This window comes from Undibacterium sp. GW821-FHT07F11 (assembly GCF_059418665.1).
The window spans coordinates 228331-241911 of sequence record NZ_JBWKQH010000008.1; the positions used below are offsets into that span (position 1 = coordinate 228331).

Genomic DNA, 13581 nt, shown 5'->3' on the forward strand with positions numbered 1-13581 from the left:
CAACGCCGGAACGTAGGATAAGAAACATGAGCCAAACACTGTTAGTAGAATTATTTACCGAAGAGCTGCCACCCAAGGCACTGGCCAAACTGGGTGAAGCATTCAGCGCCGGTATCGTCGCTGGTCTGAAGTCACGCGATTTCCTCGAAGCTGAGTCGGTAGCAACCAGCTATGCCTCACCACGCCGTCTGGCCGTCAGCATCACTGGTGTGCGCGCCACTTCCCCGGACAAGCTGATGCGTGAAAAAGTCTTGCCTGTCTCAGTGGCACTGGATGCGGCTGGCAATGCGACAGCACCGCTGGGTAAGAAACTGGCAGCACTGGGTTTCCCCAACCTGCAGGTCAGTGACCTGGAACGTGCTGTGGATGGCAAGGCCGAGAGTTTCTTTTACAGCTATACAGCAGCAGGCACTGCCCTGGCACCGGCAGTACAAACTGCGCTGGAAGAAACCATAGGCAAACTGCCTATTCCTAAAGTCATGAGCTACCAGCGTCCTGATGGTGAGACTGTGCATTTTGTGCGCCCTGTGCACAAAATCATCGCCTTGCATGGCGCTGACATCGTGCCACTGTCCCTGCTGGGCTTGAACAGTGACCGCATCACCAAGGGCCATCGTTTCCTGTCCGCGGGTGAAGTCAGCATTGCCAAGGCTGAAGACTATGCAGCCATCCTGAAAAGCGAAGGCAAGGTGATTGCCAGCTTCAATGAGCGTAAAGAACAGATACGCACAGCCCTGTTGGGCAAAGCAGGTGCAGACCAGGTCTTGATGCCTGAATCCCTGCTTGATGAAGTGACCGCCCTGGTCGAATGGCCAGTGGTGTATGAATGCAATTTCGAACAGGAATTTTTGGCTGTGCCGCAAGAATGCCTGATCCTGACTATGCAGACCAATCAGAAATATTTTGCCCTGACAGATGCATCTGGCAAATTGCGTTCACGCTTTTTGATCGTCTCCAATCTGGAAACCAGCGATCCGCAATACATCATTCAGGGTAATGAGCGCGTCGTGCGCCCGCGTCTGTCGGACGCCAAGTTCTTCTTTGAGCAAGACAAGAAAAAGACCCTGGAGTCACGCCTGCCTTTGCTGGCAAATGTGGTCTATCACAATAAACTGGGTAGCCAGGCAGAACGTACGCAACGCGTTAAAACTTTGGCTGGCCAGATTGCTGCCAGCCTGAATGGCGATGTCGCCCTGACCGAACGCGCCGCCCTGCTGGCCAAGACAGACTTGCTGACCGATATGGTCGGTGAATTCCCTGAGCTGCAAGGCATCATGGGTACTTACTATGCTCAGCATGATGGTGAGCACGCGGATGTTGCCGCTGCCGCGTCTGAACATTACCAACCACGTTTCGCCGGTGATGCATTGCCTGCGACACTGACAGGCACTGCTGTGGCACTGGCTGACAAACTGGAAACCCTGGTCGGTATCTGGGGTATAGGCTTACAACCTACCGGTGACCGTGACCCGTTTGCGCTGCGCCGTCATGCCCTGGGTATCTTGCGCATGCTGGTGGAAAAACGCTTGCCGCTGTCGTTGAATACCTTGCTGGCACAGGCTGTCGCACTGTTTGCTGGCAATGCCAATTTCACAGACCCGACAGCCGATGTGCTGAACTTCCTGTTTGACCGTCTGCGCGGCCAGTTACGCGACAAGGGCTTTTCACAAAGTGAAGTTGAAGCTGTGGTTGCCCAGCAACCAGATACGCTCGATAACATCGTTGAACGCCTGCAAGCTGTACAAGCCTTTGCTGCCCTGCCAGAATCAGAAGCACTGGCGGCTGCCAACAAGCGTATTACCAATATCCTCAAAAAAGCCGAGGGTACGCCAGGCGCAGTCCAGCCAGCATTGTTGCAGGAAGCTGCAGAGCAGGCATTGGCCAAGGCCATGGCCGATGTCAAACCGGAAGTGGATGCGGCATTTGCCAAAGGCGACTTCACCAGTGCCTTGAAAACCCTGGCAGCCCTGCGTGCAGCGGTGGACAGTTTCTTCAATGATGTCATGGTGAATGCAGAAGACCTGGCCCTGCGTAATAACCGCCTGGCCTTGCTGGCAAGCCTGCATGGCATGATGAACCAGGTTGCCGACATTTCCAAGCTGGCAGCTTGAGGCAGCATTGAAATACCAGAAACACGATGGAACATATGAGTAACACTAACCAGGATTGCAGATGAAACTCATCATCCTTGACCGCGATGGCGTTATCAACCAGGACTCGGACGACTTTATCAAGTCGCCCGAAGAATGGAAGCCGATTCCGGGTTCACTGCAAGCCATCGCCCGCCTCAACCAGGCGGGCTACACGGTGGTGGTCGCGACCAACCAGTCAGGCATAGGCCGCAAGCTGTTTGATATGGCGACGCTGAATGCCATCCATCAAAAAATGCATACCAGCGCCCAGCAAGTTGGTGCCACGATTGATGCGATTTTCTTTTGCCCGCATATGGCGGACGATAATTGCGATTGCCGCAAACCCAAGCCTGGCATGCTGCAGGAAATTGCGCGCCGCTATGACACCAATCTCAAGGGTGTGCATTGCGTGGGCGATTCCCTGCGTGACTTGCAGGCTGGTTTTGTACTAGGTTGCAAACCGCATCTGGTGCTGACTGGCAAAGGCAGCAAGACCCAGGAAAAAGGGGGCTTGCCGCCAGGTACGCAGGTCTTTGCTGACCTTGCTGCAATGGTCGACAAACTGGTGGAAAACTCGCCATCTGAATTTAATATCGCGATCTGAGTCACTCATAAAACTCAAACAGCATCGCTACAATGGAGACTACATGCTCAGCTTTACCCGTTTTGTTCGTTCGCTGATTTTCTTGCTGGTGATGGCGATAGTCACCATCGTCTGGGCCCCCATCAGCATGCTGTTTGCCTTTTTGCCATATAACCAGCGCTATTACATTACTGCCCGCTGGAATGTCACCATTATCTGGGCAGCAAAAGTAATCTGCGGCATACGCTACCAGACCAAGGGTTTTGAAAACTTCCCGGATGGTCCGGCCATCCTGCTGTCTAAGCACCAGTCTGCCTGGGAAACCATCTTCCTGTTAATGGCAACACCACGCCCTCTGGTTTTTGTTTTCAAAAAAGAAATTACCTATATCCCCTTCTTTGGCTGGGCTATCTCCATGCTGCGCATGATCCCTATCGACCGCAGCAAGGGCAAGGATGCTTTCGCCCACGTCGTCACGCAAGGCCGTAAGCGCCTGGCTGATGGACAATGGATCATCATGTTCCCTGAAGGTACGCGTATCGCTGTCGGTAAAAAAGGTCAGTACAAAGGTGGCGGTGCACGTCTTGCGGTGGAAACCAATACTCCTGTCGTACCCATCGCGCTGAACTCTGGCGAATGCTGGCCAAAAAATTCTTTCACCAAATTGCCAGGTACCGTCACTGTCTCCGTTGGCAAACCGATACCGCCAAACGGCATGAATGCGGTTGAACTGATGCAGGAAGTGGAGAAATGGATAGAAGCAGAGATGCGTGTGATTTCTCCACAGGTTTATCAGGCTGAACAATCCCAATGAAATACCGGGGCTGATGCTTGCTACATCAGCCTCTTCATCAGCTCCTTCTCTTCCCCGCTGCAGATTCCTCTGCAAATCTCCATTTTCAGTCGCAAAAACACGAAAACCTGAAAATAGGTCAAACTAGTGTAATGCCAGCTTAAAAATTAAGCTGGTCAGATATTCACTTGCTATTGAATCAGGATTCTCCAAGCTTAAATGAAACCCCGTATTCCATCGATTGGCAAGGCCATACAAATGGCATTGCAACTGGATTTATTCAGTGATTTTTTGGTGCCGGACAAATTGCGTCCCACACCTGCAAAAACACCGGTACCAGCACCGGTTCCGGTCAATGACAAAACTCAGCGAGATGACACACGGCCAGTCTCTCCGCCACCGTCGACTTTTGTTAACAGCAGCAACAAACGCCGCATCCTGATACAGGATTATTTGCTCGAATATGATTTGCAACGTTCGAAACGACGCAGCATAGGTTTTTTGATCAATGAAGATGGCTTGCGTATCACGGCACCGCGCTGGGTGACGATTGCCGACATTGAAACAGCGATACAAGAGAAACAAGCCTGGATTTTGCGCAAGCTGACTGAGCGGCGTGAGCGCACACAGCGCAAACTGGAACCCAGCATGACCTGGCAGGACGGGGCAAGATTGCCTTATCTTGGTGGTGAAATCACTTTGCGGATTGCGCCTGCCTCTGTCAGTGGCACACACTTCCAGAGCGAGCAAGCTGAGTTGATTATCAACCTGCCAGCGGACGCTGGTGAGCAGCAATTGAAAGACCGAGTACAAGCCTGGTTGCAGCAAGAAGCCAAACGGGTTTTCAATGAACGCCTGCCAGTATTCGCGGAAAAACTCAATGTGCGCTATCAAAGCATGGCTTTGTCGGCAGCGGCAACGCGCTGGGGCTCTTGCACTTCACAAGGCAAGATACGTCTGAACTGGCGTTTGATCCATTTTTCGCCAATGATTATTGATTATGTGATTGCGCACGAGCTTGCGCATTTACGAGAGATGAACCACAGCCCACGTTTCTGGGCCACCGTGCAGTCGGTATTTCCAGACTTTGAGGTCGCACGCAACACCTTGCGTCAGCATGCCAGTGCTGATTTACCTGTCTTCTAAATTCAGCTGCACAGAACGCAAAAAATACAAAACAGGATTTGCCGCTATGGCAAATCCTGTTTTCATCAATATCAATTACCTTACTTCACAAATCAAACTGCCTGACTTGCTCTCATTATTGGCATTATCCTGATTCAGGCTAACCGGGAAACTGCCCGGTGGCGAGAATTGCATGCCGGGGTTATTAGGTAAAAGGACAGGTGGTCTGCTGAAGCTGATAGCAAACCCAAACTGCCCAGAGGTGACATCCAGGCTACCTGCACCGTTTCGCAGGAAGATGGTGCCATCCAGCACTTGTACATACAAGCCGGGCGCACGCCCCGTACCAGAATTCGAAGTCTCATTGGCAGCAAGTTGCATAGGCTGTATTGCGGTGACTGGCACATCAACATCGCTGCGTACTGCATTAGCATCCTTAGCTGACGGCATCTGCAAAGCTGCCGTAGTTGCCAGATTGTAGGCAACCAGATTCGTTTCAGGTGGAACATATTCGGCGATGAAAATAGTACCGCGTATACCTATCGATGCCGTTGGCGTATTGAGACCAAACCTTTCTTTATTGCGTTTGCCCAGCAAACCGGTGACAGCGCGCAAGCCACCTTTGATCAGGGTCATGGTGAAGCCATCATTATTGGGTTTGTCTTCTTCAAAGGAAAACTGGTCTATCTTGATCTGGGTATTGGGGCGCAGAACAATTTCGCTATTGTCGGCAAACTTGATACGGGCATAGGTATCTTTCTCGGCAATCAGGGTGTCGCCCTGCTCTATGCCAGATTGCTGGGACAATACCTTTACCGTGCCATCAGCTTTCTTGGCGATCAATGGCCCACTCAGGTGGGTCACCGTGCCTGCAATCTGCGCGGCAAAACTCAGCGCGCAGCTCAGGCACAGTGCTGCAATAAAGAAAAACTTAATTGCAGTAGAGTTTTTTATCTGTAGCATTTTTTAATACTCCGTTATCCCTGGTACCGCCAAAACTACTTCTTTGCTCAAATCTGGTTTCCCTGCCGGAATCACTGCCGCCACTGTCAAAGAAGCTATTCGGATTGCTGATAGCATTGGTCATGAACAAGGTGGAACTGACAAAGTTATTCAGGGCAAAATTGATTGAGTTATTCAGGATATTCCCTGTCCTGAGGTCGCCTATAGGTAAGACCAGCGCGCAGCCCAGCAAAGCTGGGTTGACTGCGCACTGCGCCTGGGTTGGCAAGACTGCAGCACAACCAGGCAAACCCGGATTAGCCGCACAGCTCGCCAGTGCGGGTAAAACGGCAGAGCAACCTGGAGTCGACGGATTAGCAGTACATGCAGCCAGGCTAGGTAACACGGCACTACAACCAATCGTCAGCGGTGAACCTACGCAAATAGCAAGACTAGGCAACACGACGCTGCAACCAGGCAAACCTGGATTAGCGATACAGGCATTCAAACCTGGCAGAACCGCAGAACATCCTGCAGTTGATGGGGTAGCGGTGCACACTGCCAAGGTTGGCAACACGGCGCTGCAACCTGCTTGTGTTGGATTGGCCGTGCAACTGGCAAAACTTGGCAAAACGGCAGAGCAACCTGGAGTAGCCGGGTTAGCAGTACATGCAGCCAGACCAGGCAAGACCACGCTGCATCCTGGCAGGGTCGGCGCAGCAGTACAAGCCGTCAGCGTAGGCAGGACATTGCTGCAACCTGCCAGTGCAGGAGTGGCAATACAGGCGCTCAGGCTAGGCAAGACCACGCTGCAACCTGGCAAACTTGGTGTAGCCGTACACGCTGCAACAGATGGCAGGATAGATGAACAGCCAGCCAGACCAGGATTGGCGATACAAGCGGTCAGAGTAGGCAGAACAGCGCTGCATCCTGGCAGGGATGGGCTGGCCAGACAAGCCGCAAGGCCAGGCAGAATAGACGAGCAACCCGCCAAAGCAGGATTGGCAGTACAGGCTGCCAGAGTTGGCAAGACCACGCTGCAACCCGTCAGTGCAGGATTGGCGACACATGCTGTCAGCGTCGGCAACACATTGCTGCAACCTGCCAGCGTTGGGGTGGCAATACAGGCACTCAGGCTAGGCAATACTGCACTGCAACCAGGCAGGCTGGGGCTGGTAGTACAAGCCGCAAGTGTAGGCAATACAGCACTGCAACCGGCCAGACTGCTATTGGCGATACAGGCAGACAAGCTAGGCAAGACCGAGGAGCAGCCGGGCAAAGTCGGACTGGCCGTACATGCAGCGATGGATGGCAAGACTGCCGAGCAACCAGCTATATTGGGCGATACCAGACAAGCTGCCAATGCAGGCAAGACCACGCTGCAGCCTGGAGTACTTGGGCTGGCAGTACATTGTGTCAGGCTAGGCAAAACAGCACTGCAACCAGACTGGCTGGGGTTATTGATGCACGAATTCAAGCTAGGCAAAATAGCACTGCAACCTGATATGGAAGGATTAGCAAGGCAGGACGACAAGCTGGGCAAGACTACGCTGCAGCCAGCAATATTTGAGTTGGCCAGGCAACTGCTCAGGCTAGGCAAGACATTCGAGCAACCAAACAGCGAAGGATTGGCGATACAAGAACTCAGGCTAGGCAGCACTACGCTACAACCAGCCAGGCTAGGGTTGGCCTGACAAGCAGCCACGCTAGGTAAAACTACGCTACAACCCAGCAAATTAGGATTGCTGACACAGGCAGCCAGACTAGGCAGGACTGAGCTGCAACCGGGCGTAGCCGAGTTAGCAATGCACTGTTCCAGGGTGGGCAGCGGCGCATTCTGGAAAGCTTGCTGGGTCACCGTACCACCGCTGACAGTACCAGAAATCAGGATGGCATCACCAGCCTTGAGCAAAATATTGCCACTGGTGGTGACAGAGCCTGTACTACCTACAGTCAGCTTGTCGGCAGTACTGCCGCTCGCCCCGGCTTCAAGTGTGATATTGCCGCCATTTGAACTGGCAACCGTACCATTCACCGTCAGAGGACTATGTGCCACCAGGCTGATATTGCCTGCCTTGGTACGTACTGCATCTGTGCTGTCTAGCGTGATCGCGCCGATGTTATCGATGAGAACATTGCCAGTGCTGCCAACCGAGCTTTGCTGCACATTACGGATATTCAGGGCACCGGTATTTTTGATGTTGATATCAGTATTTGCACCGGTGTTATTCGCCAGCAGGATGGGCACGCTGGTTTTCAAACCAGTGCTATGTCCTATGCCACCATTGGCAGTTGCATCCAGCGCACCGCCACTGAGTAGATTGCCAGCCGACTGGGTAATTGCCCCGTTAGCTGCGGCCAGTGTGGCAGTGCCGCTGCCAGTATTGACATTGGCCCCTAGCGCGATATTGCCTGAGTTGGCAGTCAGGTACAAATTGCCGACAGTAGTGATACCTGCAAGATTATAGCTACTCGATCCATTGGCACCGCTGAGTGTGCTGACATTGATGCCCTGGCTATTAATGAAATTAAAACTGCTACCGCTTTTTGCTGCCAGGTTGCTAACCGTGTTCACGCTATTGAGGTTGATGCTACCGTTCGCCACCAAGCCCAGGTCTTGCACAGTGATGCCATTGGCCTGGCTAATGTCAGATCCGCTGAGCAAGCCTATACGTGTCGTTATCAAATGCTTGATATCTGTGATCGCACTGGTATTGGTATCAGTAATACCAACAACAGAAATAGCTCCCGAAGGATTGGCTGAATTATCGCTGCCTATCGCAATATTGGTCGCACTGACTTTATACAGATTAGTCAGGCTAAGGCAGGGGGACGAAGTGCAAGTGCCGGAACCTACCGTAATTGCACGCCCGCTTGTAAAAGGCCGCACACCGAAATCGCCTGCAGTAACTCCGCCTGGCCCACCTAATGTCAGCAAGTCAGCAATAAAACCTACCTTTGCGAAACCGGCATTGACGCTATCAGAAACAGTGAGCGAAGATCCTGTTCCCGTACTTAACAATACAGGCTGGTTATTCGTAGTGACGCCAACGATGCCGGACGCTGTGCCTATGCTCAGGTTGCCCGAATTGAACAGACTGATGCCGCCTACGCCCATGCCGCTCAAATTCAGGTCGGCACCCAGCGTACCAAAATTATTGGCTGTGTTCATCAAGACTACTGGTCCCTTGCTCTGCAGCCCAAGGAAGGTAGCAGTAATCGGGTTGCCAGCCGCCTGGCTGATACCGGAAACCGAATCGGTCACCAGCTTGGCAGCAGCATTCACATTGATACCGCTATAACCATCAACTGTCGTGATATTGAGATGATTGATGGAGCGATAGGTAAAGCCACCTATGTCACCGGAGCCGGAAATCACACCTATGGTATTAGCTTCTGGCAAGCTGACACCGTAACCCCGTACCTGCAGAGAACTGGCACCATCAATAATGGCGCCGGATTGCTGGGAAATCGTATTGCCTGAATTCAAAGTCAGGGAGGTATTGACATTTTGCAATGCCCCACCAGCACCAGAACTCATGGGGCCCTTGATATCTATACTGGCACCAGAGATGTTACCTACCCTCAAACGCGTAGCTGTTATCCGGTTCAGTTCACCGGTTGACAATTCCAGCGTATTTGCGACCAGATCAGTGGTGCCAGTGGCCAGATGTATAGTGGCTGCAGCATTTCTGTCCAGACTCACTGAGTTGCTGCCCGCGTTGATATTACCGAGCAAATTCATTTTGTCGGATTTAAGCGAGATCGTGCCACCGGCACTGTTGATCTGTGTACCGGATGCAGTACTGGTCATGATGTCGGCGTCACTGGCCAGCAAGCTGATGCTGCCACCAGCGCTATTAATATTGCCGCCGGAAAGCAGGTTGATACCACCTGATCCGCTGACAGATATCAGGCCATTGTTGGCTATTAATGCAGCGTTAATCGATATGTTCCGGGTGGTCGGCGAACTCAGGTGTATACCGGCACCAGCCCCTTGTTGCTTGACTCCGTAACCGGTTCCCCCAATATCCCCTATGACCAGATTCGCTCCAGAACTGGCAATGCGAATATCTCCGCTTGCTGTGTTGATGGCATTCAATTTGCTAGCTTGTACTCCCATACTGTCACTGGCAGAAGTCCCATGCAAGCCACTGGCAGCTGACAGCTTCAAGTCGTTGGCATAGATGATTGAACCATTTTGTTGTGCGATATTGGCACCAGAACTGATGGTGACATTCCCATCGGTAGAAGAATTGCCGCGCGCATCAATACCACCAGATCCTACGTTCACGAGGCCGCTACTGTTGATTGTGATATTGCCACCTACGCCGACCGTGCCTGGCGTGGTCAGCAAGGTTTTAAAAGTCGTGCTGCCACTGGAACTGGTACTGATCTGGCTGCTGTTGGTGGTCAGCTTGGCAACCACGATATTGGCAGACTGTGGTGATGCGCCAGTACCGGTTTGCAAGGTAATCGTGCCCGTACCATTTGCCTTGATCTCGAGATTGGGGTCTGCTCCTGTCAGGTTAATGCCACGGGTGACGCTGACATCGGTAGATGCATTGCGTGTTCTCAGGGTCAGATTGGAATTGTTGGGCAGAGATATCTGACTACCGAAAAAGGTACCGCTGGTATCAATAAAATTTGTTGCTTCCAGCACGATGTTCGTGCCAGGAGCCAGGCCAGTCAACTCTGACTGGTACACGGTGGTCGGGCCACCATCAGCAAAATTGATACTACCTATCGCCGAACCTTGAAATGTCCCGGTACCGTCAGATGCACCATCACCAGTACCGCCGGCAATCGTAATAGAAGATGGATCAAGTAATAAAGTACCGGCCTTGCCACGTACTGCCCCGACATTCACTTTCGCGTGAAAATCCAGGTTTTGCTTGCCTGAGGTCTCTACAAAGCCACCATTCCCGCTTTGAGTCCCGCCCTGTGCTGAAATACTGCCATTCACCCGCGTCACTTCATCCGACCAGACGATAACTTTACCGCCGTCACCAGACTTAACGGCATCGGCACTGATTTTGGCATCACTGGACACAAAGGCGCGTTTTGCATTCATGATAGAGGGATTATCGCCATGATAATCACCACCCACCAGAACCTGGCCACCACCGGTGTCACCACTGGCATCCACCTGGGCATTTCCTGCCAAAGCTACGCGTTGTCCGAGTACCTGTATGTCACCGCCCTTGCCTTTGCCAGTTGCAGTGGTCGTGCTACCAGTGTCGAGTACGGTATCTCCACTGGCCTTGAAATAAATCTTGCCGTTTTCACCTACGACGGCACTGTTGGCACTGATCAGGCCACGCTGGCTGATCAGACCACCATAAATCCCTACCTTGCCCCCCTGGGCAATGACCTGTCCCAGGTTGACGGCCTGATCAGCATCGGCGCTGACGACCACATGCACATCAGGGTTAGTCGAGTCCACCAGTTTTACTGAGCGCCCTGCTGCCAGCAAGACTTCACCTTTGGGTGAAGTAATGATGCCGCTGTTTTCTACATCAGGTGCTATCAGGTAAACATGACCACCTGACGGCGTCGTGATTGCGCCCTGATTACTGACTTTGCCTGCAGCTGTACCTGCATTAAAATTCAGCTTGCCTGCCTTGAAATCAGCATCCGTCATGCCCAGGCTGGAAACAGTCAAGCCATTGACGTCAACTTGTGCACCCTTGCCAAACAGGATGCCATTCGGGTTAATCAAAAACACCCGTCCATTGGACTGCAAGGCACCCAGAATCTGGGTCGGGTTCTGGCCTATGATGCGATTCAATACCGTGCTGCTGGCGCTTTCTTGTATGAAGCGGGTAGTCTCACCGGCATTGATGAAAAAATCCTGCCAGTTGATGATCGCACCTGGCGTATTGGTGATCGTGAATACCTTGCCATCCTGGTTGAAGATAACCTTGCCATTGACGATTTGCGGGCCAACCGGATTCGCATGGGCAATACTGGACACAAAACAAGCTGCCAGCAACACTGGCATAAGCTTAGATAGCTGCTTAGGCAATAGGGCTTGCCTCAGGTTCGGCCTCAATACAGATTCAGATTGAGCGAACATATCGATTTCATTTCTCATGCTCTTCCTCATCCATCATTAATAGTTGACGCCCAGCCTGACATGCAAACGCCTGTCATCTTTGCTCAATTCATCCGGTGCATGCAGCGACTTGCCATAGTCCATCTGCAGCGACATCATGCGTGACATGGCCAGCCTGATACCTATGCCTATGCTGGAAATGGAAGCAGAACTCTGCTCCCCAGGCAGCGCCTTGTTACGTGATAAATGGGCAGCATCATAAAAACCAAGTAACTGGCACTGGGTAAGACTGGCGCTAAAACCTGCACACAAGTTGGGTGTATAAATTTCTGCACTGACCAAAGTGCCATAATCATTGGCCAGTGCACGCTCGGTAAAGCCACGCACACTGCTGGCACCACCAGCGCCAAACTGCTCACCGGGTACCAGGCTATCTCTGGTGTATTGTCCACTCAGCATGAGCTTCAATTGCCAGGCAGCCGGCAAGACCTTGCTATAGCCAAAACCATAGCGCAAGATGCTGTATCCGGCAGTTGCGCCACTACGCACTCTCTGAAAATCTTCGGTCTTGCCCTTTTCACCGCCAGGCAGGTTATGCACCACCGTCACATAGGCATTGGCATCGCCCGCAGTTGAATTCAAAGTAGCAGCATAGCTGACACTGATGGGATGGACAGTGACATCATTCCCCAGCTGTATGCCCTGCAAGGCGACATTATTCTTGAAGGCCTTATAGTCCCAGCCAAAACTCAGGCGTGAATCAAAATCCTCGCTACGACCCAGGTTGAAGTTATAGCGCCCGCCCACCACGGCTCCACGACCACTGACATTCAGGTCAAAGATGCCTGCAGCGACTGAACCGGAATCAACATTCGAATAACTCGCATACAAATCCACGCTATCGCCGAGCTGATACAGGGGCAAATGGTAGCCAATACCAAATACCGCATACTTGCTGGGCTTTTGCAGCGTGGTCGTATATTGCAGGCTGAGTACATCATCACGCCCGCTGATATTGGCATGCTGGAACAGCAGCCCAAGATGTGATTTTCCGGTATTGCTGTCACCAGCATTATCCACAGTTGCCCCAACGGTCCAGGGCTTGTTGTCGGCAACATTCAATACGGCATTGACTTCGCCTTCTTTGCTTGCAGTCTCAAATTGCAAACTGGTTTTCTTGGCCGGATTTTCATTCGCAGTCTTTAAACTTTCAGACAGTTTTTTAATATTGGGGGTATCGCCTATGCGCAATTGCGGCAGGCTGCGTTTGATATTGTCGCTGTCAAAATGGCGGTTACCCTTGACACTGACAGTGGCAATGCGCGCCTGTATGACAATGAATTTGACGACGCCCTGATTCAATTCCTGCTCAGGCAAGACCACCTGCACCAGGCTATAGCCTTTCTGGTGATAGGCTTTTTCCAGTGCTTCCAGCGCCCTTTGTACATCGGCAAAACTGCGGCCCTTGCCTGTATAGGGTGCCAGCAAGCTATCCAGAGCAGTGGGAGTCAGCAAGTTATTACCCTTGACATCATAACGACTGATATCAAAGCGCCCAATGACGCTGTCGGTATCCTGCGCAGCCAATGGCTGGCTAAGTCCCAATGCCATGGTGAACAGCAGGCTGAGGGTAAGACGGGATTTGACGTGCTTGTTCTTCAACGGTCTCATACTAAGATTTCCCAGTTACTGAGTCGTGCTATACCAAGTTCTTCTGTGTGCGGAGCTTTGCCAGCCTCCTTCATCGTGCTGATTTGTGCTGATAATGCCTGTCGACTTCTATTTTTGTATCGAATTCGGTACTGAAGATGCGCGCAAAAAACTGCGGCTGAAATGTCTGCTTACAAATGTTTAGTTACAAGTATCCTGCAATCCAATACGCACTACAAGCACTATGTTGTTAATTCAGACATGGTGTCTTATTTTGCATTCTGGAAATTTAAAACTG

The 13581-nt window shown here is 51.9% G+C and carries 7 protein-coding genes; 4 read left to right on the forward strand and 3 right to left on the reverse strand.

Annotated features, from left to right (window positions below):
• Positions 1-26 precede the first annotated feature (26 nt).
• The 4 genes from glyS (at position 27) to AC07OI_RS20645 (ending at position 4654) form a co-directional block, all read left to right on the forward strand.
• Entirely contained in the window at positions 27-2111 is a 2085-nt protein-coding gene (glyS, locus tag AC07OI_RS20630) for a glycine--tRNA ligase subunit beta (protein ID WP_495258557.1), read from the forward strand.
• 61 nt (positions 2112-2172) lie between these two features.
• Positions 2173-2736 (forward strand): D-glycero-beta-D-manno-heptose 1,7-bisphosphate 7-phosphatase, encoded by a 564-nt coding sequence (gene gmhB, locus AC07OI_RS20635; protein ID WP_110255684.1) that lies wholly within the window; start codon positions 2173-2175, stop codon positions 2734-2736.
• A gap of 43 nt (positions 2737-2779) precedes the next feature.
• A complete protein-coding gene (locus AC07OI_RS20640) occupies positions 2780-3529 on the forward strand; it encodes a lysophospholipid acyltransferase family protein (RefSeq protein ID WP_492706493.1) in 750 nt (249 codons plus the stop codon).
• 198 nt (positions 3530-3727) lie between these two features.
• On the forward strand, positions 3728-4654 hold the full coding sequence (locus AC07OI_RS20645) for a M48 family metallopeptidase (protein ID WP_492706491.1): 927 nt from the start codon (positions 3728-3730) through the stop codon (positions 4652-4654).
• A gap of 75 nt (positions 4655-4729) precedes the next feature.
• On the opposite strand, the gene AC07OI_RS20650 is transcribed toward AC07OI_RS20645, so the two are convergent.
• The 3 genes from AC07OI_RS20650 to AC07OI_RS20660 are packed head-to-tail and all read right to left on the reverse strand — an operon-like array spanning position 4730 to position 13304.
• Entirely contained in the window at positions 4730-5596 is an 867-nt protein-coding gene (locus AC07OI_RS20650) for a FecR family protein (protein ID WP_495258558.1), read from the reverse strand.
• Positions 5565-11684: a beta strand repeat-containing protein gene (locus tag AC07OI_RS20655; RefSeq protein WP_495258559.1), complete on the reverse strand. Its 6120-nt coding sequence runs from the start codon at positions 11682-11684 to the stop codon at positions 5565-5567. Before AC07OI_RS20655 ends, AC07OI_RS20650 begins: the two co-directional genes overlap by 32 nt.
• Positions 11685-11690: 6 nt before the next feature.
• Positions 11691-13304 carry a ShlB/FhaC/HecB family hemolysin secretion/activation protein gene (locus tag AC07OI_RS20660; RefSeq protein WP_495258560.1) on the reverse strand — a complete coding sequence of 538 codons (1614 nt, stop codon included), beginning with the start codon at positions 13302-13304 and terminating at the stop codon, positions 11691-11693.
• Positions 13305-13581 lie beyond the last annotated feature (277 nt).

Excerpts from the sequence above, each read along its gene's own strand:
- glyS (WP_495258557.1), top strand. The coding sequence starts at position 27 with ATGAGCCAAACACTGTTAGTAGAATTATTTACCGAAGAGCTGCCACCC.
- gmhB (WP_110255684.1), top strand. The coding sequence starts at position 2,173 with ATGAAACTCATCATCCTTGACCGCGATGGCGTTATCAACCAGGACTCG.
- AC07OI_RS20640 (WP_492706493.1), top strand. The coding sequence starts at position 2,780 with ATGCTCAGCTTTACCCGTTTTGTTCGTTCGCTGATTTTCTTGCTGGTG.
- AC07OI_RS20645 (WP_492706491.1), top strand. The coding sequence starts at position 3,728 with ATGAAACCCCGTATTCCATCGATTGGCAAGGCCATACAAATGGCATTG.
- AC07OI_RS20650 (WP_495258558.1), bottom strand. The coding sequence starts at position 5,596 with ATGCTACAGATAAAAAACTCTACTGCAATTAAGTTTTTCTTTATTGCA.
- AC07OI_RS20655 (WP_495258559.1), bottom strand. The coding sequence starts at position 11,684 with ATGAGGAAGAGCATGAGAAATGAAATCGATATGTTCGCTCAATCTGAA.
- AC07OI_RS20660 (WP_495258560.1), bottom strand. The coding sequence starts at position 13,304 with ATGAGACCGTTGAAGAACAAGCACGTCAAATCCCGTCTTACCCTCAGC.